Origin of the sequence: Hydrogenophaga sp. IBVHS2 (genome assembly GCF_002127215.1) — a bacterium.
Classification (GTDB): Bacteria; Pseudomonadota; Gammaproteobacteria; order Burkholderiales; family Burkholderiaceae_C; genus Hydrogenophaga.
Genome location: NZ_NFUT01000005.1, coordinates 119,309 through 139,030 on the forward strand (window position 1 = coordinate 119,309; position 19,722 = coordinate 139,030).

Below are 19,722 nucleotides of genomic sequence, written 5' to 3' on the forward strand. Positions count from 1 at the left end.
ATCAAACTAAAATCGATCTCATCAGATTGACTAATGTGAGGCCGAGGCCGGTTCACCATGAGCACTTTCGACCCCGACGCCCTGGAATGCCTGGCCGCCATCATCGAAGAAGGCGGTTTCGAGCGGGCGGCCCAGCGCCTGTCCATCACCCAGTCGGCGGTGTCGCAGCGCCTGCGGGCGCTCGAAGCCCAGGTGGGCACGGTGCTCATCGTGCGCAGCCGTCCGCTCAAGCCCACGCCGGCGGGTCAGCTGATGCTCAAGCACGCCAAGATGATGCGGCTGCTGCGCGCCGATCTGGAGAAGGACCTCAAGGAGCTGGCGCCCAGCAGCACCGGCGGGCGCGAGGACGAACGCATCTCGGTGGCCATCAACGCCGACAGCATTGCCACCTGGGCGCTGCCGGCCCTGGACGCACTCGCCCGTGACGGTCTGCCCATCGAGATCATCACCGACGACCAGGAATTCACCCACGAGTGGCTGCGCGAAGGCCAGGTGCTGGGCTGCGTGACCTCGCTGGGCCAGGCGCTTCGGGGCTGCCGCATGGAGCCCCTGGGCACCATGGACTATGTGGCGGTGGCCCATGCCGATTTCGTGGCCCAGCAGCTGCCCAAGGGGCTCACGGCCCACAACTTCCACCAGGTGCCGTTCGTGGCCTTCAACCGCAAGGACACGCTGCAGCACAGCTTCGTGGCCAAGGCGTTCAAGCTGCCACGCGTCATCCTCAAGCAGCTGTTCGTCCCCTCCAGCGAGGGTCAGATCCGGGCGGTGGCGTCGGGCTGGGGGGTGAGCGTGGTGCCCGAGCTCGGGGTGCGCGAACGGCTGGCCAGCGGGGAGCTGGTCAACCTGCTCCCCCGGCACCGGCTGGATGTGCCGCTGCACTGGCACTGCTGGAACCTCCATTCCGACGTGCTGGAGGCCCTGACGGCGGCGCTGCGCACGGCGGCGCGCCGCAGTCTGCGGCCCCCGGCACGCGCTGCGCAGGGGGCCTGAGGCGGTCCGCTCAGCGCGGCAGCACCACGGTGTCGATCACGTGGATCACGCCGTTGTCGGCCGCGATGTCGGTCTTGACCACGTTGGCGTTGTCCACCTTCACGCCGCCGGTGGTGCTCACGGTCAGCTCGCCGCCCTGAACCGTCTTGACCTTGCCGGCCTTCACGTCCTTGGCCATCACCTTGCCCGGCACCACGTGGTAGGTGAGCACCGCGGTGAGCTTGGCCTTGTCCTTGAGCAGGGCGTCCAGATCGGCCTTGGGGATCTTGGCGAAGGCTTCATCGGTGGGGGCGAACACGGTGAACGGTCCCGGGCCCTTGAGCGTGTCGACCAGACCGGCCGCCTGAACGGCGGTCACCAGCGTCTTGAACGAGCCGGCGGCCACGGCGGTGTCGACGATGTCCTTGGCCTGGGCGGAAACCATGGCGCCGAAAGCCAGCAGTCCGGCGACGAGGGTCTTCTTCATGTGCGTCCTTTCAAAGGTGTGGATGGGTGTCCGCAAAGCGTGATCTGCATCACGGACGGCGCCAGTATTGATCTGGAAAGACCAAAACACAACTGATCAGTATTTATCCATACGATTCGGTATGAATTGCGTCGTCGACGTCGAAAGGTGACAATCCGGGCTTCGCCGAAAAGGTTCCCCATGTCCAGCGCCACGCCCTCCACCGCCACTCCGCCCGTCAAACGCAGCTTTCGCGAGCAGATGCACCAGGCCCGCGAGGACGCCATCGTGGCGGCTGTGAACCGCCTGCTGGCCGAGAAGGGCTTCGAGGCGATGACGGTGGACGAGGTCGCGGCCGAGGTCGGCATTGCCAAGGCCAGTCTGTACAAACACTTCCCGAGCAAGGAAGACCTGGCTGCAGCGGCCATGGTCAAGGTGATGCAGCGCGCCCAGACCTTTCTGGACGAGCTTCAGGCCCGCAGCGGCCTGACCCCGCTGCAGCGGCTGCGCGAGGTGGCCCGCTGGACCATGGAAGTGCAGCTGGCCGGCGAGATGCCGTCGCTGCCCAGCGAAAACTCCAGCCTGCGTGCGGCGCTGGCCGCCAGCAAACCCTATGTGGACGGTTTGATGGACGTGAGCGACCGGCTGGGCGGCTGGATCGTGGAAGCCCAGGCCGACGGGAGTTTGAATGCGTCGCTGCCCCCGATCGCCGTCCTCTACACGCTCTACGCCCGCGCCTGCGACCCGGTGCTGGGCTTCCTGAAGGCGTCCGGCCAGTACGACAGCGCCCGGATCATCGAGATGGTGCTCTCGACCTGCTTCGACGGCCTGCGCCAGCGCTGAGGGCTGCCGCAGACCGTCTTTGGTGCGTCAGCGGACCAGCAGCACCGGCACCTTGCATTCGGCCAGCACGCGGGTGGCCACCGAACCCATGACCAGGTTGCCCAGGGCGCTGTGGCCGTGCGAGCCCATCATGACCAGATCGAACTTGCCGGCATGGGCCGTCTTGGCGATCAGCTCGCCGGCCGAGCCCACCTTGCTCACCACCTTGGCGTCGATGCCGTGGCGCTTGAGGAACTTGACCACCGGGCCGGTGATCTTGGCGGCTTCGTCGGCGTGGTACTGGTTGGCGATCTCGGCGCCCACGGCGGCACGGGCCCGCGGCGGCAGCGGGGTCTGCACGGTGATCAGGGTGAAATCGTTGGAGGCGGCGAACAGCTCGTCGTGGGCAGCGACGTAGGCCAGCATCTTCTTGGTGTAGGGGCTGCCGTCGACAGCGAGCAGGATCTTCATGGGGATGCTCCTTGGGTTGTAGGTATGAGAGCCACCGAGTGTAAGAGTCCCGTGCGGCCCTCCCTTGCGACAGATCAAGCAGGGCGCAGGTTCCCGTCCTGCAGGGGCACCGGGATCAGCCCGTCCGGGACGAAGGCCGCCTGCTCGTTCTTGTCCGCATAGCCCAGCGGGTTGGCCATGATGCGGCAGCGGCCCACCTGCACGTCGGTCGGGCAGTGCAGATGCCCGTGCAGCCACAGGTCGGCCTGCGGCAGCAGGTGGTCGAGCCCGTTGCAGAAGCCGGCGGTGCCGGGGGTGGCGCCATAGCGCGGGTCCATGCTGTGCAGCGTCGGTGCGAAGTGGGTGACCACCACGGTGGGACCGTCCCAGGGCTGCGCCAGTGCCTGCGTCAACCAGTGCTGGCATTCCAGCGCCACATGCCGCATGGCCTCGGCATCGAACAGGGCGCCGCCCCGGCGGCCGTCCATCTTGCGCAGGTAGTGGTTGGCGGCCCGGTAGGCCCGGGGCCGGTCGCCGAAGACGTCGTAATCGCTCCACAGCGTGGTGCCCACGAAACGCACCCCCGCCCGCACATGCACCTCGCGTTCCAGCCAGATGAGTCCGAGCCGCTCGCAGGCCTCGCGCAGGCGGGCATGGGTCACGTCCCAGTCGAGCGCGTCGTACTCGTGGTTGCCCGGCACATAGATCACCGGCACCGGCCACCCGGCAAAGCGGCGCAGGCCCCAGTCGGGGTCGGGCAGGGTGCTGCCGTCCCGCCGGCGCTGGTAGGAGCCGATGTCGCCGGCCAACACCAGCAGGTCGGCGCCCGGTGCCGGCACCGGCACGAAGTCGGGGTTGTTCTCGAGGTGCAGATCGCTGAGCAGCTGGATGTTCATGGGTGCAAGGGGTCGGAGGGACTGAAGCCGTCGGCCGACGCGCGCTTCACCGCTTCGCGCAGCCAGCGGTGGGCGGTGTTGTGCGTGGCCTGCCGGTGCCACAGGGTATCCACATGCACCGCCGGCACCGGCAGCGGAAGATCGGACAGGGCCAGACGGTGCTCGATGCCGGTGGCGCTCACGAAGTGGCGCGGCAGCACCGTCAGCAGGTCGGTGGAGGTGACCACCCGCCCGGCGGTGAAGAACTGGTTGACGGTGAGCACCACGCGCCGCTGCCGCGAGACGGCGGTGAGGGCCTCGTCCACGAAGCCGAACGGACGGCCCGAGAAGCTCACCAGCAGGTGGCGTGCCGCGCAGAAGTCGTCCAGGGTGAGTGGCTTGCCTGCCAGCGGGTGGTCGCGCCGCATGACCACCACGTACTCGCCGTCGTAGAGGCGCTGGTAGAGGAAAGCCGGGTTTTCTTCCTTCAGGTGTTGCGCCCCCAGCTCGGCCACCACGCCGGGAAAGTGGCCGATGGCCACGTCGGCCGAGCCCGATTCGAGCAGCGAGCGCGGGTCGCGGGTGGTCAGCGGCAACACCCGCAGGCTCACCCCGGGGGCCTCCTGCTCGCAGATCCGCACCAGACTCGGCACGATCTTGGCGGCGGTGGCGTCCGCCATGGCCAGCACGAAGCTGGACTGGGCATGGCCCGGGTCGAAGGTGTCGGGCGACAGGGTTTCCCTCAGCAGGGCCAGGGCCTCGCGCACCGAGGGCCACAGGGCCAGCGCCACCGGCGTGGGCTCCACGCCGTAGCCGGCGCGGTGCACCAGCTCGTCCCCCACCACATCGCGCAGGCGGCGCAGCGCGTTGCTCACCGCCGGCTGGGTCATGGCCAGGTTGTGGGCGGCGCGGGTCAGGTTGCGCTCGGCCATCACCTCGTCGAAGACGCGCAGCAGGTTCAGGTCGAGCGTGCGGAAGTTGAGGCCTTTGATCATTGCTGTGAATGGTAGGCATCACAAAGATAAATTGGTGCTCGACTAGGGATAACCCTAAGATTCCCCCGTCCACAAGACACAACCCCTTCCTTCAGGAGTTCACCATGAGCACCACCGCCACCGTTTCCTCTGCCCCGCTGGGCCTGCGTCAAGCCGCCCCGGCATCCGTCCGTCCGGCCACCGCACCCCGCAGCATCCAGGCGCGTGGTCTGGCCGCCCTCCTGCTCGCCGGCGTGGTTGCCGCCATGGTCCTGGTGGCCGATCACCTGGTCAGCACCTGGGCCGACGGTCACCTGTTCCTGGCCTGGGTCATGCTGTGGGTGATCGTGTTCGCCGGCTTCGCCCTGTTTGCCGACACCGCCCGCGCCGTGGCCCGCCGCACCCTGGCCGGTCTGGACCAGTGGGCCGCCGCCCGTGCCCAGGCCCGTGCCGAAGAGCGCCTGTGGGACATCGCCCGCGCCGACCCGCGCGTCATGGCCGAGCTGGTGCAGGCCCGCGGCCGTGCCGAGGTGGACGAGCCGCTGTCCCTGATCGCTGCTCCGGCCGCGAGCGCCCCGGCCCCGACCGAGGAAACCCTGTCGGTCTGGGAGAAGATCGGTCGGCAGCGCGCCGCCCGCGCCCTGGCCTACCGCATCTGACCCGCCGTCCCGCGCGTGTCGCGCCGGTCAGCGGCGCCCACAAAAAAGCCACCGGATCGGTGGCTTTTTTTTCGCCCGGCGGGGTGTCACCAGGGGGAGACCCGGTGCCGGCAGGTCGTGCCGGCACCGGTGGTTCGGCTCTGCCCTCAGGCGGCCAGGCGCTGTTCGATGCGCGCCTTCGTCTCCTCGAGCTCACGGGGAAGATGGTGCCGGAGCTGCTGGAACAGCTCGCCGTGCAGGGCGAGTTCCTGGGTCCATGCAGCCTTGTCGATGTGGGTCACGGTCTGGTACTGCTCGGCCGAGAAGTTCAGGCCCTCCCAGTGGATGTCCTGGTAACGCGGGCTGATGCCGAAGGCGTGTTCCACGCCCTGGCCGCGGCCTTCCAGGCGGTCGATCATCCACTTGAGCACGCGCATGTTCTCGCCGAAACCGGGCCAGACGAACTTGCCGGCCTCGTCCTTGCGGAACCAGTTGACGCAGAAGATGGCCGGCAGCTGGGCGCCCTTGGCCTTGAGCTGGGCACCCAGGTTCAGCCAGTGCTGGAAGTAGTCGCTCATGTTGTAGCCGGCGAAGGGCAGCATGGCGAACGGGTCGCGGCGCACCACGCCCTGGGCGCCGAAGGCCGCGGCGGTGGTCTCCGAGCCCATGGTGGCGGCCATGTAGACGCCCTCGGTCCAGTCGCGGGCCTCGGTCACCAGCGGCACGGTGGTGCTGCGGCGGCCGCCGAAGATGAAGGCATCGATCGGCACGCCGGCCGGATCGTCCCAGGCGCTGTCCAGGGCCGGGTTGTTGGTGGCGGCCACGGTGAAGCGCGCGTTGGGGTGGGCGGCCTTGGCGCCGGTTTCCTTGGCGATCTGGGGGGTCCAGTCCTTGCCCTGCCAGTCGATGGCGTGGGCCGGGGCCTCGCCCATGCCTTCCCACCACACGTCACCGTCGTCGGTGAGGGCCACGTTGGTGAAGATCACGTCGCGGTCCAGGCTGGCCATGCAGTTCGGGTTGGTCAGCGTGTTGGTGCCCGGGGCCACGCCGAAGTAGCCGGCTTCCGGGTTGATGGCGTGCAGGCGGCCGTTGGCCTGGGGCTTGATCCAGGCGATGTCGTCGCCGATGGTGGTGACCTTCCAGCCCTCGAAGCCCTTGGGCGGGATCAGCATGGCGAAGTTGGTCTTGCCGCAGGCGCTGGGGAAGGCGGCTGCCACGTGGTACTTCTTGCCCTCGGGGCTGGTCACGCCCAGGATCAGCATGTGCTCGGCCAGCCAGCCCTGCTGGCGGCCCATGGTGGAGGCGATGCGCAGCGCAAAGCACTTCTTGCCCAGCAGCGCGTTGCCGCCGTAACCCGAGCCGTAGCTCCAGATCTCGCGTGTTTCGGGGTAGTGGACGATGTACTTGGTCTCGGGGTTGCAGGGCCAGGCGGTCTTGTCGCCTTCGCCTTCGGCCAGCGGCGCGCCCACGGTGTGCACGCAGGGAACGAAGTCACCGTCGGCGCCCAGCACGTCGAACACGCCCTTGCCCATGCGGGTCATGAGCTTCATGTTCACCGCCACGTAGGCGCTGTCGGAGAGCTCGATGCCGATGTGGGCAATCGGGCTGCCCAGCGGGCCCATGCTGAACGGCACCACGTACATGGTGCGGCCGCGCATGCAGCCGTCGAACAGGGGCTGCAGGGTGGCGCGCATCTCGGCCGGGTCCTTCCAGTTGTTGGTCGGGCCGGCGTCTTCCTGGCGCTGCGAGCAGATGAAGGTTCGGTCTTCCACGCGGGCCACGTCCGACGGGTCGGACCAGGCGAGGTAGCTGTTGGGGCGCAGTTCGGGGTTCAGGCGCTTGAGGGTGCCGGCGTCCACCAGCTGCTGGCAGAAGCGGTCGTATTCCTCGTCGCTGCCGTCGCACCAGACGATCCGGTCGGGCTTGCACAGCGCGGCCATGTCGGCCACCCAGGCGATCAGCCGGGCGTGCTTGACGTACGAGGGGGTGTTGAGGGACAGGCCCTGCATCACGGGTGAGTTCATGGGACGGCTCCAGAGTGAATGTGCGGCGCGCCCCACAGACACTGACAGCCACAGGACCCACGCGGGACGGCTGCGGCTGTCGGTGTCTGCAAGGCAGATTCGTGCGGTCGGCGCTCAGGGCTGCGGCAGCGTTTGGCTGGTGCAGCAATGTGCGGGCGCGCTGACGGGTGATCGCGGCGTCCGGTGGGCGGGTCGGCCAGTGCCCTTATTTTAGGCAAGCCCCCGTCAGGTTACCGACGGGTTACATGCAAAGCCCGCATAACGTGATGCGGTATCCGGACCCGTCGGGACAGGCTGGCGAAAGAAAAGGCCGGCCGCCTTTCGGCGTCCGGCCTGGTCGGCAGGGCGGGTGGCGATCAGGCCATGAAGACGGCGATGAAGGCCAGCAGGAACATCAGCACGGCGCCGGCCACCGGCAGGACGATGGGCATGTGGGGGACGATCGACTCCACCAGGTCCTGGGGCTGATCGGCGGGCGTGTGGTGATCGTGGTGCGACATGGTGGGAATGCTCCGTGAATATGAACGAACTGACGCGATTTTAGAGGAAGCACCGGCCCGAGAGTTCACAGCAGGGCGCAGGTGCTGCTGACGCGGCACACGCTGCGGCCGTCATCGGCCCCGCGCAGGTCGACCTCGCCGAACGCCAGCGCCTTGCCCGCACGCAGCACCCGGGCCTCCACCAGCAGGTCCTGGCCCGAGAGCGGGCGCAGGAAACTGCTGGACTGCTGCACCGTGGTGCAGGGCCGGAAGGCCCCGAAATGGTGGATGAGGGCCAGCACCATCACCGTGTCGGCGGCCGACATCATGGCCTGACCGCAGAGGGTCCCGCCTTCGCGCGTGAGCCGCTCGGACACGGGCAACCGGGCCACCACCACACCCGGTCCGGGCGCGGCCTGCACCTGCAGCCCCAGGTCCTTCACCCAGGGCGCAAACAGGTCGGACAGGGCGGTCTGGAGTTCGGTGGGTGTCATCGGGTTCTCCGGTGGGTTCAGACGCGCCGGGCCTGGAAACCGGCGCCGCGCAGCCGGTCGAGCACGGCGTCCACATGCTCGTGGCCCCGGGTCTGGAGCACCAGCTCGATCTCGACGTTCTGGGCCGCCAGCAGGGTGAAGGCGCGCTGGTGATGGACTTCATCGATGTTGGCGCCTGCTTCGGCCACCAGGGCCGTGATGCGGGCCAGGTTGCCCGGCACGTCGCGGGCATTCACCGCTATCCGGGCTAGCCGGCCGGCCCGCACCATGCCGCGCTCGATGATGGAGGCCAGCAGCAGCGGATCGATGTTGCCGCCGCACAGCACCAGCCCCACCTTCTGGCCATCGAAGCGCCCCCGGTGCCGGATGAGTGCGGCCAGGCCGGCGGCACCGGCGCCCTCGACCAGGGTCTTCTCGATCTCCAGCAGCATGACGATGGCCTGCTCGATGTCGCCCTCGTCCACCAGCAGCCAGTCGTCCACATGCCGGCGGGCCAGGGCCTGGTTGAGTTCGCCCGGCGAGCCGACCGCAATGCCTTCGGCAATGGTGCTGGTGCCCTGGGGATGGTGGGTGCCGCACAGGGCATTGACCATGGCCGGAAAGCGCTCGGTCTGCACGCCCACCACCCGGATGCCCGGCTTGAGCGCCTTGGCGGCCACCGCCATGCCGCCGATGAGGCCGCCGCCGCCCACCGCGATCACCAGCGTGTCCAGGTCGGGCTGGGCACGCAGCATCTCCAGCGCGATGGTGCCCTGGCCGGCGACGATGGCCGGATCGTCGTAAGGGTGGACGAACACCAGCCCCTGGGTGGCGGCCAGCTCGCGCGCATGGGCACGCGACTCGTCCAGCGTGTCGCCGTGCAGGACCACCTCGGCGCCGAAGCCCCGGGTGCGCTCCACCTTCACACCGGGCGTGAAGCGCGGCATGACGATGACCGCCCGGATGCCCAGGCGCTGCGCGTGGTAGGCCACACCCTGGGCATGGTTGCCGGCGCTCATGGCCACCACCCCCCGGGCCCGCTCCTCGGGGCCGAGCTGGCTGAGCTTGTTGCAGGCCCCGCGTTCCTTGAAGGAGGCGGTGTACTGCAGGTTCTCGAACTTGAGGAAGACCTGGCAGCCCACCAGCTGCGACAGGGTGCGCGACTCGACGCAGGGTGTGTCGAGGAGCTGGCCGCTCAGGCGGGTGGCAGCGGCTTCGATGTCATGGAGTGCGAGCATCGGGCCATTGTGCCGTCCGATGCCGGCAAAAGCCCCCGCAATGGCGGCCATCATCCACTTCCATCCGGCATGAAGCTGGGTTATGGTCATCTCGCGGACAGGCCCTGCCTGCCCGCCGCCAGCCAGTCCGCCCAGGAGGTGCAACGATGAGCCGACGCACGTCGCCGCTGCCCGCAACCGGTCGCCCGCTCCCCGATGCCCGGGAGAGCCGGCTGGGTTGCGCCGGTGAGGTCCGCACCGACGGCCGTGTGTTCGTGCCGCCGGGTCTGCGGCAGGCCCCGGTGCTCGACCTGATGTGCTCGCATTTCGTGCTCACCCTGGCGGCGCGGCAGGGCCCGCGCTTCAATGTGCGGCGGGACCTCAACACCCTGCTCTCGCTGGCCGGCCGGCACCTGGTCTGGCCCCACACCGTGCTGGCGCGCCTGCGCGAGTTCCTGCAGCGGCGCTGCAAGGACAACGACCTGTGGGCCGGCCACGATGTCCTGGGCACCGCCGCCTTCATGGAGCGCTACGGCGTGTGGCGCGGGCCGTACGAAGAGGGCACGCTGTTCTTCTACCTCGACGAATACGCCAAGGAGTCGCCCAAGGACCTGCTCTCGGTGCTCTCGGTCACGGGCGACTGGCTCGCCCAGGCCCTGAAGAAGCAGAGCACGCTGGTGGAGAAGAACATCGATGCGCTGGCGGCGCTGCTGCAGCTCAACCGGGCCGAGCGCGCGCTGCTGCTCTACGGCACCCTGGCCCGCTACCAGCGCGACCTGCGCTCGATCCTGGTCGAGTTCAAGGTCAACAACGCGCCCGAGGCCTACGCGGCCATTGCCGAGGTGGCCGGTGTGAAGGCCAGCGAGGTGGGCGAGGCGCTGCGGGCCGGTTCGCGGCTGGAGCGCATCGGCATGGTCGAGAACCTGATCTCCGAGCACAACATCACCGACCTGGCCGACCTGATGAAGGTCAGCGAGAAGCTGCCGCCGGTGCTGATGCGCGAGTACCGCTCCGAGAGCGAGCTGATGGCCGTGTTCACCCGGCCGGCGGCCCGGTCCACGCTGAGCGAGCGCGACTTTGCCTACGTGGGCGAGGACGTGCGTCTGCTGTGCGGCCTGCTGCGCGAGGCGGTGGCGCGCAAGGAGGCCGGCATCAATGTGCTGCTGTACGGCCCGCCGGGCACCGGCAAGACCGAGCTCGCCCGGGTGGTGGCCCAGGCCGCCGGGCTGGAACTGTTCGAGGTGGAATACGCCGACCGGGACGGCAATGCGCTCTCAGGCCGAGACCGTTACCGATCGCTGCAGATCGCCCAGGTGTTCCTCAAGGGCATGGCGCACTCGGCGCTGCTGTTCGACGAGGTGGAAGACGTGTTCCCCCCGATCTCCAGCGAAGCCGCCCAGCTCATGGCGCGGGCCGAGCATGTGAGCGCACCCCACACCGGCAGCGTCAGCGGCAAGGCCTGGGTCAACCAGGTGCTCGAATCCAACGCGGTGCCCACGCTGTGGGTCACCAACCGCATCGAGCAGATCGACCCGGCCTTCCGGCGGCGTTTTGCCTACCACCTGGAGCTCAAGAGCCCGCCGCCTGGCGCCCGCGAGCAGCTGGTGCGCACCGCACTCGACGGCGTGCCGGTGAGCGACGGCCTGGTGGCCCGGCTGACCGAGCGCAAGGGCCTGACGCCGGCCCAGATCCGCACCGCGGTGCGGTTCGCCCAGCTGGCCCAGGGGCCGCGCCCGACCGGTCGGCGTCGCCCGGGTGTGCCTCCGCTGGACGATCTGATCGAGCGCCAGTTGCGCAACGCCGACCATGCGCTGGGCCGCAAGCCCGACCCGGCGCAGCGTCCGGTGGTCACCCAGTACAGCCTGGACATGCTCAACGTGGAATCCCGCCACCCGGTGGCCCGCATCATCGAGGCGCTCAAGGCGCGGGGCCACGGCTGCCTGTGCTTCCACGGTGCGCCCGGCACCGGCAAGACGGCACTGGCCGAGCACATCGCCCAGCAGCTCGACCGTCCGCTCATGATCCGCCGCGCCAGCGATCTGGTGAGCAAGTTCGTGGGCGAGACCGAGCAGCAGATGGCCGCCATGTTCCGCGAGGCCGAGGCCGAACGCGCGGTGCTCCTGCTGGACGAGGCCGACAGCTTCCTGCAGGACCGGCGTGGTGCCCAGCGCACCTACGAGGTGACCGAAGTCAACGAGATGCTGCAGGGCATGGAGCGCTTTGCCGGCATCTTCATCTGCACCACCAACCTGATGGACAGCATCGATCAGGCGGCGCTGCGGCGCTTCACCTTCAAGATCCGGTTCCGGCCGCTGACGGCCGAGCAGCGCGAGGCCATGTTCGTGGTGGAGGCGTTGTCCGGCGACGCCGGGCGGCTCGATGCGGACGCCCGGCAGCGGCTGGCGCGGCTGGAGCAGCTGTGTCCGGGGGACTTTGCGGCCGTGAAGCGTCAGGCCGAGATCCTGGGCGAGGCGCTGGCGCCCGGGGAGTTTCTGGACCAGCTCGAGGCGGAGCACCGCATCAAGCCGGAGGTGCGCGAGTCGCGCCGGCTCGGCTTCATGGCCTGAGCCGGGCGCTGCCGCGCGGTGCTGCTCAGTGCAGCGTCATGGGCCGGGACGGAATCTCTTCCGGCGAGTAGTCCGGGTGGTGTTCCACGAAGAACTGCAGCTTCTCGTCCAGGCGGGCGATGCGGCGGTTGGCTTCGGACTCGCAGTGGTGCTTGGACACCAGGTTGAAGATCTTGCTGCGCAGGAACCACAGGTCCTTGGGATGCTGCGCCAGCATGAGGGCCGCATGGATGCGCCCGCGCAACGGGTCCTCGATGTCGGCCAGCACGGCGTGGAACTCGTCCACCAGAAAGTCCAGCTCCAGCACCTGGGTGTGCTGGTAGTGGGGTGTCGCGGCTTTCTTGAACCAAGGCAGCTTGAAAAACATGCCGCTCTCCTGTCGGGAAATCCAGGGGGAACATCCCCCTGCTATCCACGACATCGGCACGCCAAAGCAGCCGCTTGAGGCCGTGACGGGTTTCACAGGTCACCCCGCCGACGAACGGTTCGGGCTGTCAGACCTAGGTTCTCGACCAGGCTGCCGAAAACTTGAGGGCTTACGCAAAAGCACTCACCACCCGCAGCACCTCCGCGCCGTAGGCTTCGCGCTTTTTCACGCCCAGCCCGGCAATGCCGTCCAGATCGGACGGCTCGCGGGGGCGGCGCACCGCGATCTCGCGCAGGGTGCTGTCGTGGAAGATGACGTAGGCCGGCAGGTTGTGCGAACGGGCCACCTCGGCCCGCCAGGCGCGCAGCGCGTCCAGGCAGTCGCGCTCGGCCAGCGACAGCGGCTGGCCGTTGTGGTCGGCCTCGGTGCGGGCGGCCCGCCGGCTGCGACTGCCCGGCGCCTTGTCGGCCAGCTGGCGCAGCTGCACCGTGGACTCGCCCTTGAGGATGGCGCGCGCCCCGTCGGCCAGGTGCAGGGTGTTGTAGGGCGCGTCCTCCACCCGCAGGGCCTCGCGCGCGATCAGCTGGCGCACCAGCGCGCGCCACTGGGTCTCGGACCAGTCGGCGCCGATGCCGAAGGTGCTGAGCGACTGGTGGCCGTTCTGCAGCACCTTCTCGGTGGTCTTGCCGCGCAGGATGTCCATGATGTGGCCGGCACCGAAGCCGTGCCCGCTGGCCTGCTGCACCCGGTAGATGCAGGAGAGCAGCTTGCGCGCCGGTTCGGTGGCGTCGAACAGGTCGGGCGGGTTCAGGCAGTTGTCGCAGTTGCCGCAGGGGCCGCTGTGTTCGCCGAAGTACGCCAGCAGCTGGACCCGGCGGCAGGTGGCCGATTCGGCCAGGGCCAACAGGGCATCGAGCTTGCCCCGCAGCACCTGCTTGAAGGCGTCGGCCGCCGGGCTCTCGTCGATCATGCGGCGCTGGTTGACCACGTCCTGCAGGCCGTAGGCCATCCAGGCGTTCGACGGCTCACCGTCGCGCCCGGCGCGGCCGGTCTCCTGGTAGTAGCCCTCGATGTTCTTGGGCATGTCCAGGTGGGCCACGAAGCGCACGTCGGGCTTGTCGATGCCCATGCCGAAGGCGATGGTCGCCACCATGATCACGCCGTCCTCGCGCAGGAAGCGGTCCTGGTGGTCCTGGCGCACGGCGGCGTCCAGCCCGGCGTGGTAGGGCAGGGCATTCAGGCCGGCATCGCTCAGCAGCGTGGCCACCTCTTCCACCCGGCGGCGCGACTGGCAGTACACGATGCCGGCATCCGTCCCGCCGGGGCCGGTGTGTTCGTCGCGGATGAAGCGCAGCAGCTGTGCGGTGGCGTCCTTCTTTTCCACCACCAGGTAGCGGATGTTGGGCCGGTCGAAGCTGCTGATGAAGGTGCGGGCCTGCTGCAGCTGCAGCCGCTCCACGATGTCGGCGCGGGTGAGCTCGTCGGCGGTGGCGGTGAGGGCCACGCGCGGCACGCCGGCAAAACGCTCGGGCAGCACCGACAGTTCGCGGTATTCGGGCCGGAAGTCGTGGCCCCACTGGCTCACGCAGTGGGCCTCGTCGATGGCGAACAGGGCCAACGCCCCGCGCTCGTGCAGCGAGTCGAGCAGGGCCAGGAAGCGGGGGGTGGTCAGCCGTTCGGGGGCGGCATACAGCAGGGTGAGCTCGCCGCGCAGCATCTGCTTCTCGACGCGCTGGGCGTCCTCGCCGCTCAGGCTGGAGTTGAGGAAGGCGGCGGCCACGCCGGCCTCCAGCAGGGCGCCCACCTGGTCGTGCATGAGGGCGATCAGGGGCGACACCACCACGGTGAGGCCGCAGCCCGCCTGCTGGCGCACGATGGCCGGCACCTGGTAGCACAGCGACTTGCCGCCGCCGGTGGGCATGAGCACCAGGGCGTCGCCACCGGCCCCCACGTGGCTCACGATGTCGGCCTGCGGCCCGCGGAAGGCATCGAAGCCGAACACCTCCTGCAGCACGGCCAGCGAGGCTTCCAGCACCTCGCTGCCCGGTGCGACGTCGATGGCGTCCAGCATCGGCTTACATCTGTTCCCAGGGCAGGCCTTCGAAGCGCCAGCCGTTCACGCTGGAGCGCTTGAAGTGCTCGTTGAGCTCGCCCTCGAAACCGTTGACCACATGGCTCACGTCGGTGAAGCCGGCGGCCTCCAGGGCCCGGCCGGCGTCCAGCGTGCGCTTGCCGCTGCGGCAGATCAGCAGGATGGGCCGGGCCTTGTCGCCCGCCTCGGCTTCCACCGCGCGGGCAAAGCGGGCGGGATCGGGCGTGAGGTCGGGGTATTCGTACCAGGGGATGTTCTCGACGCCGGGCGGGCGGCCCACATAGAGCGACTCGATCTCCATGCGCACGTCCACGAACAGCGGCGGTGCCTCGCCACGGGCTTCGCGGGCCTGCCGTTCGGCCTGCAGCCAGGTCCAGGCCTGCGTGGGGGAGAGGTGCTTCATGGGCGGTGATTGTCGGGGATTTCAGGCCGGGGTCTTCCTACAATGACGGGATGAACGCCCCTGAACGTCTGCCCGTCTACACCCGTGCCCAGGCCCTGCCCGGCATCCTGCGCCAGCGCATCGCCATCCTGGATGGCGCCATGGGCACCATGATCCAGCGCTTCAAGCTCACCGAGGAGCAGTACCGGGGCGAGCGCTTCAAGGACTTCCACCGCGACGTCAAGGGCAACAACGAGCTGCTCAGCCTGACCCGCCCGGACGTCATCCGGGACATCCACGAGGGGTATCTGGCCGCCGGTGCCGACCTGATCGAGACCAACACCTTCGGCGCCACCACCGTGGCCCAGGAGGACTACGACATGGCCCCGCTGGCGCGCGAGATGAACCTGGCCTCGGCCCGGCTGGCGCGCGCGGCCTGCGACAAGTTCAGCACCCCCGACAAACCTCGCTTCGTGGCCGGCGCCCTGGGCCCCACGCCCAAGACGGCCAGCATCAGCCCGGACGTGAACGACGCCGGGGCACGCAACATCAATTTCGAGCAGCTGCGAGCGGCCTACCTGGAGCAGGTGCAGGCCCTGGTGGAGGGTGGCGCCGACGTGCTGCTGGTGGAGACCATCTTCGACACGCTCAACGCCAAGGCAGCCCTGTTCGCCATCGACGAGTTCTTCGAGCACAGCGGCGAGCGCCTGCCCCTGATCATCAGCGGCACCGTCACCGATGCCTCCGGCCGCATCCTCAGCGGCCAGACGGTCAGCGCCTTCTGGGCCAGCGTGCGCCACATGCAGCCGCTGGCGGTGGGCCTGAACTGCGCCCTGGGCGCCACGCTGATGCGGCCCTACATCCAAGAGCTGGCCAAGGTGGCCGGCGACACCTTCATCAGCTGCTACCCCAACGCCGGCCTGCCCAACCCCATGAGCGACACCGGGTTCGACGAGACGCCCGAGGTCACCAGCCGGCTGCTGCGCGAGTTTGCGGCCGAGGGGCTGGTCAACATCGTGGGCGGCTGCTGCGGCACCACGCCCCAGCACATCGAGGCCATCGGACAGGGCGTGCAGCCGCTGGCACCCCGGGCGCTGCAACGCGGTCCGTTCCGCAGCGACGCGGCCTGATCCCCGGGCCGGCATTCCCGGTCGGCGCCTGGGGTCATTTCGGCCCTTGGCATAATCCGCAATCCCTTCAAGGGGAGTAGTCACCCGCCACCCGGCGTCACGCCGGGCCTTCGGCGGGCGGCGTTCTCGTCAATCCGCAGCCTCACCGCTGCCGGGAACTGCCCAACCGGCGCCACGCCGGTTGCTGACAAGACCTTGGGGTGTTCGTCAACACCAATCCGAGGTATTTCATGGAAAGCATCGCGCCAGTCTGGCTGTGGGTCGTTTTTGTCGCCTTCGTTCTGGCGGCACTGTTCGTCGACTTCGTCGTCCTCAAGAAGCAGGGCGCGCACGAGGTGGGCGTGAAGGAGGCCCTGAACTGGTCCATTGTCTGGGTGGCCCTGAGCTTCGTCTTCAACGGCCTGTTCTGGTGGGCCATCAAGAGCACCACCGGCTCCACCGAGATCGCCAACGAGAAGTCGCTGGAGTTCCTCACCGGCTACCTGATCGAGAAGAGCCTGGCGGTCGACAACATCTTCGTCTTCCTGATGATCTTCACCTACTTCGCGGTGCCGCCGGCATACCAGAAGCGGGTGCTGATGATCGGCATCATCGGCGCCATCGTGCTGCGCACCATCATGATCCTGGTGGGTGGCTGGCTGCTGGCCCAGTTCCACTGGATCCTGTATGTGTTCGGTGCCTTCCTGATCCTCACCGGCGTGAAGATGTGGTGGGCTGCGGGCAAGGAGCCGAGCCTGGACGACAACCCGGCGCTCAAGCTGCTGCGCCGCCTCATGCCGGTGAGCCGGAACTTCGATGGTGAAAAGTTCTTCACCATGGAAAACGGCAAGCGCATCGCCACCCCGCTGCTGATGGTGATCTGCCTGGTGGGCCTGACCGACGTGATCTTCGCGGTGGACTCCATCCCGGCCATCTTCGCCATCACCCAGGACCCGTTCATCGTGCTGACCAGCAACGTGTTCGCCATCCTGGGCCTGCGCGCCATGTTCTTCCTGCTGCAGGCGGTGGCCAGCAAGTTCCACCTGCTGAACTACGGCCTGGCCGTGATCCTGATGTTCATCGGCACCAAGATGGTCCTGATCGACATCTACAAGATCCCGGTGGCGGTCTCGCTGGGCGTGGTGGTGGGCATCCTGACCATCACCATGATCTGGAGCGCCAAGACCGCGCCCAACACCTGACCGGTCTGGCCCTCGACGCGTCAGCGGCGTGCAGGCCGGGCCACCTCGGCCTGCAATGACGCCACCAGGCTGTCGTAGACCTTGTATTTGGCTTCCAGCTCGCGCAGGCGCAGACTGAGCCGGTAACCCACGGCGGCGAGCAGCCGCCCGGCGGTGACCGGCTCTTCTTCCATCAGCATCTGGAGCGACTCGCGCTGGAGCATGGCCAGCACGCCGTCGGTGCTGGCGGTGCAGCTCGCCGAGCGGGCATCGCCATCGAGCAGGGCCATCTCGCCCAGCACCTCGCCCGGGCCCAGCACGTTCACCGTGAGGGGCTGGGCCCGGTGCATCAGCTGGGATTCCACCGTCACCTCGCCTTCCACCACCAGGGCCATGAAGCCCTGGCCGCCGCTGGCGTCATCGCCCTCGCGCACGATGGCCTCGCCGCGCGAGAAGCGCCGCAGCTGCATGTAGGCCACCACCGTGACCGCATCGTCCTCGCTCAGCTGGGCCAGGGCCGAGGGGGAGCGCAGCAGTGCGGCGGCCTGCATGCCGTGCGGCGAGGCCCTCACCCGCAGCCGGCGACGCCGGGTTTCGCGCTGGCGCAGGAGTCGGTCGAGCAGTTGCATGGTGTCGGATTTCTGTACAGGGCAGGGTGTTCAGCGCCATTGTCACCCGACGGCGCGACATCCTGTCGTGCCGCCCCATGGCACGTCGATTGCTTGACCGTGGCATGCCACCAGCGCCTTCCCTGTCCGACCCGGCCACGCGCGCCCCTGAACAACAGGTCTGGCGCGACCCGCTGGCCCTGATGCTCGAATCCACCGGCGAGGGCGTCTTCGGGGTCGACCTGGACGGCCTGTGCGTGTTCATCAACCCGGCCGGTGCCCGCATGATCGGTTTCGAGCCGGCCGAGCTGCTGGGCAGCAACATGCACGACCTGACCCACCACTCGCACGCCGACGGCGCCGAGTACCCGGTGGAAGACTGCCCCATCTTCAACGCCTTCCGCCAGGGCCTGCCCTGCCGCATCGACAGCGAGGTGTTCTGGCGCCGCGACGGCTCGTGTTTTCCGGTGGAGTACAGCAGCCATCCCATCATCGACGCCGGCCAGGTGGTGGGCGCGGTGGTGACGTTCGTGGACATCACCGAGCGCAAGCGGGCGGCCGATGCCCTGCAGCGGGCCAAGAGCGAGCTCGAAGCCCGGGTGCGGGAACGCACCCACGAGCTGGAGACCGCGCTGCACCAGGTGCGCGAGCTGGCGGCCTGGTCGGACAAGGTCCGGGAGGAAGAGCGCACCCGCATCGCCCGCGAGGTGCACGACGAGCTCGGCAGCCTGCTGGTGGCGCTCAAGATGGACGTCAACTGGATGGACAAGCGACTGTCCGAGCAGGGGGGGCGTTCGCCCGAGCAGGCCCAGGACATGCGCCAGCGCATGCGCTGCAAGTGCCAGAACATGAGCCGGCTGATCGAGAACGCGGTGGACAACGTCGGGCGCATCATCACCGACCTGCGTCCCAGCATCCTGGACCACCAGGGCCTGTGGGCAGCGCTGGAGTGGCAGGCGCAGGAGTTCGTGCAGAGCGCCGAGATGGCACTGGACTGGTGCATGCGGGCCGAGCCCGAAGGCGCCTGGCCCGAACCGCCGGAGCCGCTGGCCATGGCGGTGTTCCGCATCTTTCAGGAGATGCTCAGCAACGTGGGCCGTCACTCCCGCGCCGACCGGCTGGCGGTGCAGGCCGTGGTGGAGGGGGGCGTCCTGCGGCTGAGCGTGCACGACAACGGCGTGGGGGCATCGGCCCAGGCCTTCGAGGCGCCGGATGCCTACGGCATCATGGGCATGCGCGAGCGCGCACGCCACTTCGGTGGCGTCATCGACATCGACAGCGCACCAGGACAGGGCACGCGCATGTGCCTGACGGTGTCGCTACAGGCAGGAGCCCCAGCGTGAACACGCAGTTCGATCTGTTGACCGACACCATCCGGGTGCTGATCGGCGACGACCACCGCATCGTGCGCGAAGGCCTCAAGCAGATCCTGGCCGAGGCGCCCGACGTGCAGGTGGTGGCCGAAGCCCAGACCGGGCCCGAGGTGCTGGAGCAGGTGCGCGCGCTGGGGGGCTCCGAGGGGCTGCACCTGGTCATGCTCGACATCGCCATGCCCGGCCTGGACGGCATGGACGTGCTGCAGACGCTCAAGCGCGAATACCCGTCGCTGCCGGTGCTCATGCTCAGCACCTACCCGGAGCGCCAGTACGCGGTGCGCTGCATCAAGCTCGGCGCCTGCGGCTACCTGAACAAGAGTGCCGACCCGGACGACATGCTCATGGCGGTGCGCAAGGCGGCCGGTGGCGGGGTGTTCCTGTCGCAGGCCACGGCCGAGGCGCTGGCCGCCGCCGTGGGCCAGAGCGGCGCACAGGCCGGGCCCGAGGCCCTCTCGCACCGGGAGTACCAGGTCTACCGGCTGCTCACCCAGGGGCGCACCGTGAGCGAAATTGGTGCGCAGCTGGGCCTGGCGGCCAACACGGTGAGCACCTACCGCGCCCGCATCCTGGAGAAGACCGGCACCAAGAACGACGTGGAACTGGCGCTCTATGCCCAGCGCCATGGCGCCGGACGCTGATTTGTAGGGCCAGCC

General features: G+C 68.7%; 20 protein-coding genes. 8 read left to right on the plus strand and 12 right to left on the minus strand.

Features of this window, described 5'->3' with window-relative positions:
- Positions 1 to 57 precede the first annotated feature (57 nt).
- The gene (locus CAP38_RS12940; RefSeq protein WP_086121834.1) at positions 58 to 990 is read left to right on the plus strand and encodes a LysR family transcriptional regulator ArgP; all 933 of its coding nucleotides are present in this window, start codon (positions 58 to 60) and stop codon (positions 988 to 990) included.
- A gap of 10 nt (positions 991 to 1,000) precedes the next feature.
- Here the strand turns inward: CAP38_RS12940 and CAP38_RS12945 are convergent, their stop codons facing one another.
- Positions 1,001 to 1,456 (minus strand): fasciclin domain-containing protein, encoded by a 456-nt coding sequence (locus tag CAP38_RS12945; RefSeq protein WP_086121835.1) that lies wholly within the window; start codon positions 1,454 to 1,456, stop codon positions 1,001 to 1,003.
- A 180-nt stretch (positions 1,457 to 1,636) separates the two neighbouring features.
- On the opposite strand from CAP38_RS12945, the gene CAP38_RS12950 reads away from it, so the two are divergent.
- Complete coding sequence (locus CAP38_RS12950; protein WP_256924452.1) at positions 1,637 to 2,278, plus strand: TetR/AcrR family transcriptional regulator; 642 nt, start codon at positions 1,637 to 1,639, stop codon at positions 2,276 to 2,278.
- Between the two features lie 27 nt (positions 2,279 to 2,305).
- Here the strand turns inward: CAP38_RS12950 and CAP38_RS12955 are convergent, their stop codons facing one another.
- The 3 genes from CAP38_RS12955 to CAP38_RS12965 form a co-directional block, all read right to left on the minus strand.
- Positions 2,306 to 2,728 (minus strand): universal stress protein, encoded by a 423-nt coding sequence (locus CAP38_RS12955; protein WP_086121836.1) that lies wholly within the window; start codon positions 2,726 to 2,728, stop codon positions 2,306 to 2,308.
- A 74-nt stretch (positions 2,729 to 2,802) separates the two neighbouring features.
- Positions 2,803 to 3,603 (minus strand): metallophosphoesterase, encoded by an 801-nt coding sequence (locus CAP38_RS12960; RefSeq protein ID WP_086121837.1) that lies wholly within the window; start codon positions 3,601 to 3,603, stop codon positions 2,803 to 2,805.
- Positions 3,600 to 4,577, minus strand: coding sequence for a LysR family transcriptional regulator (locus CAP38_RS12965; protein WP_086121838.1), 978 nt, complete (start codon positions 4,575 to 4,577; stop codon positions 3,600 to 3,602). The genes CAP38_RS12960 and CAP38_RS12965 overlap by 4 nt, the downstream gene beginning before the upstream one ends.
- Before the next feature lie 104 nt (positions 4,578 to 4,681).
- On the opposite strand from CAP38_RS12965, the gene CAP38_RS12970 reads away from it, so the two are divergent.
- Entirely contained in the window at positions 4,682 to 5,215 is a 534-nt protein-coding gene (locus CAP38_RS12970) for a hypothetical protein (protein WP_086121839.1), read from the plus strand.
- Positions 5,216 to 5,361: 146 nt separating this feature from the next.
- Here CAP38_RS12970 and CAP38_RS12975 read toward each other — a convergent pair whose 3' ends face one another.
- From CAP38_RS12975 to CAP38_RS12985, 4 genes are all read right to left on the minus strand, one after another.
- Positions 5,362 to 7,218, minus strand: coding sequence for a phosphoenolpyruvate carboxykinase (GTP) (locus CAP38_RS12975; RefSeq protein WP_086121840.1), 1,857 nt, complete (start codon positions 7,216 to 7,218; stop codon positions 5,362 to 5,364).
- 356 nt (positions 7,219 to 7,574) lie between these two features.
- Positions 7,575 to 7,718, minus strand: a complete 144-nt coding sequence (locus CAP38_RS15400) for a hypothetical protein (protein ID WP_179188548.1) — start codon at positions 7,716 to 7,718, stop codon at positions 7,575 to 7,577.
- Positions 7,719 to 7,783: 65 nt separating this feature from the next.
- The gene (locus CAP38_RS12980; protein WP_086121841.1) at positions 7,784 to 8,191 is read right to left on the minus strand and encodes a PaaI family thioesterase; all 408 of its coding nucleotides are present in this window, start codon (positions 8,189 to 8,191) and stop codon (positions 7,784 to 7,786) included.
- 17 nt (positions 8,192 to 8,208) lie between these two features.
- Positions 8,209 to 9,408 (minus strand): threonine ammonia-lyase, encoded by a 1,200-nt coding sequence (locus CAP38_RS12985; protein WP_086121942.1) that lies wholly within the window; start codon positions 9,406 to 9,408, stop codon positions 8,209 to 8,211.
- Positions 9,409 to 9,554: 146 nt separating this feature from the next.
- On the opposite strand from CAP38_RS12985, the gene CAP38_RS12990 reads away from it, so the two are divergent.
- Complete coding sequence (locus CAP38_RS12990; protein WP_086121842.1) at positions 9,555 to 11,954, plus strand: ATP-binding protein; 2,400 nt, start codon at positions 9,555 to 9,557, stop codon at positions 11,952 to 11,954.
- A gap of 25 nt (positions 11,955 to 11,979) precedes the next feature.
- Here the strand turns inward: CAP38_RS12990 and CAP38_RS12995 are convergent, their stop codons facing one another.
- The 3 genes from CAP38_RS12995 to CAP38_RS13005 all read right to left on the minus strand — a co-directional run bounded on the left by CAP38_RS12995 (position 11,980) and on the right by CAP38_RS13005 (position 14,816).
- Positions 11,980 to 12,321, minus strand: coding sequence for a hypothetical protein (locus CAP38_RS12995; RefSeq protein ID WP_086121843.1), 342 nt, complete (start codon positions 12,319 to 12,321; stop codon positions 11,980 to 11,982).
- Between the two features lie 169 nt (positions 12,322 to 12,490).
- On the minus strand, positions 12,491 to 14,392 hold the full coding sequence (gene recQ / locus CAP38_RS13000) for a DNA helicase RecQ (RefSeq protein WP_086121844.1): 1,902 nt from the start codon (positions 14,390 to 14,392) through the stop codon (positions 12,491 to 12,493).
- 4 nt (positions 14,393 to 14,396) lie between these two features.
- Positions 14,397 to 14,816: a rhodanese-like domain-containing protein gene (locus CAP38_RS13005; protein ID WP_086121845.1), complete on the minus strand. Its 420-nt coding sequence runs from the start codon at positions 14,814 to 14,816 to the stop codon at positions 14,397 to 14,399.
- A 50-nt stretch (positions 14,817 to 14,866) separates the two neighbouring features.
- Here CAP38_RS13005 and CAP38_RS13010 point away from each other — a divergent pair, with 50 nt between their 5' ends.
- Complete coding sequence (locus CAP38_RS13010; protein WP_086121846.1) at positions 14,867 to 15,925, plus strand: homocysteine S-methyltransferase family protein; 1,059 nt, start codon at positions 14,867 to 14,869, stop codon at positions 15,923 to 15,925.
- Between the two features lie 230 nt (positions 15,926 to 16,155).
- On the plus strand, positions 16,156 to 17,106 hold the full coding sequence (locus CAP38_RS13015; RefSeq protein ID WP_086121847.1) for a TerC family protein: 951 nt from the start codon (positions 16,156 to 16,158) through the stop codon (positions 17,104 to 17,106).
- A 20-nt stretch (positions 17,107 to 17,126) separates the two neighbouring features.
- On the opposite strand, the gene CAP38_RS13020 is transcribed toward CAP38_RS13015, so the two are convergent.
- Positions 17,127 to 17,714, minus strand: a complete 588-nt coding sequence (locus tag CAP38_RS13020) for a cyclic nucleotide-binding domain-containing protein (protein ID WP_086121848.1) — start codon at positions 17,712 to 17,714, stop codon at positions 17,127 to 17,129.
- Positions 17,715 to 17,818: 104 nt separating this feature from the next.
- Here CAP38_RS13020 and CAP38_RS13025 point away from each other — a divergent pair, with 104 nt between their 5' ends.
- Positions 17,819 to 19,036 carry a PAS domain-containing sensor histidine kinase gene (locus CAP38_RS13025; RefSeq protein WP_086121849.1) on the plus strand — a complete coding sequence of 406 codons (1,218 nt, stop codon included), beginning with the start codon at positions 17,819 to 17,821 and terminating at the stop codon, positions 19,034 to 19,036.
- 17 nt (positions 19,037 to 19,053) lie between these two features.
- Positions 19,054 to 19,707, plus strand: a complete 654-nt coding sequence (locus CAP38_RS13030; protein ID WP_086121943.1) for a response regulator transcription factor — start codon at positions 19,054 to 19,056, stop codon at positions 19,705 to 19,707.
- Positions 19,708 to 19,722: the final 15 nt, after the last annotated feature.

What these genes read in the sequence shown, in the direction of transcription:
- CAP38_RS12940 (WP_086121834.1), top strand. Translation starts at nt 58, where the DNA reads ATGAGCACTTTCGACCCCGACGCCCTGGAATGCCTGGCCGCCATCATC.
- CAP38_RS12945 (WP_086121835.1), bottom strand. Translation starts at nt 1,456, where the DNA reads ATGAAGAAGACCCTCGTCGCCGGACTGCTGGCTTTCGGCGCCATGGTT.
- CAP38_RS12950 (WP_256924452.1), top strand. Translation starts at nt 1,637, where the DNA reads ATGTCCAGCGCCACGCCCTCCACCGCCACTCCGCCCGTCAAACGCAGC.
- CAP38_RS12955 (WP_086121836.1), bottom strand. Translation starts at nt 2,728, where the DNA reads ATGAAGATCCTGCTCGCTGTCGACGGCAGCCCCTACACCAAGAAGATG.
- CAP38_RS12960 (WP_086121837.1), bottom strand. Translation starts at nt 3,603, where the DNA reads ATGAACATCCAGCTGCTCAGCGATCTGCACCTCGAGAACAACCCCGAC.
- CAP38_RS12965 (WP_086121838.1), bottom strand. Translation starts at nt 4,577, where the DNA reads ATGATCAAAGGCCTCAACTTCCGCACGCTCGACCTGAACCTGCTGCGC.
- CAP38_RS12970 (WP_086121839.1), top strand. Translation starts at nt 4,682, where the DNA reads ATGAGCACCACCGCCACCGTTTCCTCTGCCCCGCTGGGCCTGCGTCAA.
- CAP38_RS12975 (WP_086121840.1), bottom strand. Translation starts at nt 7,218, where the DNA reads ATGAACTCACCCGTGATGCAGGGCCTGTCCCTCAACACCCCCTCGTAC.
- CAP38_RS15400 (WP_179188548.1), bottom strand. Translation starts at nt 7,718, where the DNA reads ATGTCGCACCACGATCACCACACGCCCGCCGATCAGCCCCAGGACCTG.
- CAP38_RS12980 (WP_086121841.1), bottom strand. Translation starts at nt 8,191, where the DNA reads ATGACACCCACCGAACTCCAGACCGCCCTGTCCGACCTGTTTGCGCCC.
- CAP38_RS12985 (WP_086121942.1), bottom strand. Translation starts at nt 9,408, where the DNA reads ATGCTCGCACTCCATGACATCGAAGCCGCTGCCACCCGCCTGAGCGGC.
- CAP38_RS12990 (WP_086121842.1), top strand. Translation starts at nt 9,555, where the DNA reads ATGAGCCGACGCACGTCGCCGCTGCCCGCAACCGGTCGCCCGCTCCCC.
- CAP38_RS12995 (WP_086121843.1), bottom strand. Translation starts at nt 12,321, where the DNA reads ATGTTTTTCAAGCTGCCTTGGTTCAAGAAAGCCGCGACACCCCACTAC.
- recQ (WP_086121844.1), bottom strand. Translation starts at nt 14,392, where the DNA reads ATGCTGGACGCCATCGACGTCGCACCGGGCAGCGAGGTGCTGGAAGCC.
- CAP38_RS13005 (WP_086121845.1), bottom strand. Translation starts at nt 14,816, where the DNA reads ATGAAGCACCTCTCCCCCACGCAGGCCTGGACCTGGCTGCAGGCCGAA.
- CAP38_RS13010 (WP_086121846.1), top strand. Translation starts at nt 14,867, where the DNA reads ATGAACGCCCCTGAACGTCTGCCCGTCTACACCCGTGCCCAGGCCCTG.
- CAP38_RS13015 (WP_086121847.1), top strand. Translation starts at nt 16,156, where the DNA reads ATGGAAAGCATCGCGCCAGTCTGGCTGTGGGTCGTTTTTGTCGCCTTC.
- CAP38_RS13020 (WP_086121848.1), bottom strand. Translation starts at nt 17,714, where the DNA reads ATGCAACTGCTCGACCGACTCCTGCGCCAGCGCGAAACCCGGCGTCGC.
- CAP38_RS13025 (WP_086121849.1), top strand. Translation starts at nt 17,819, where the DNA reads ATGCCACCAGCGCCTTCCCTGTCCGACCCGGCCACGCGCGCCCCTGAA.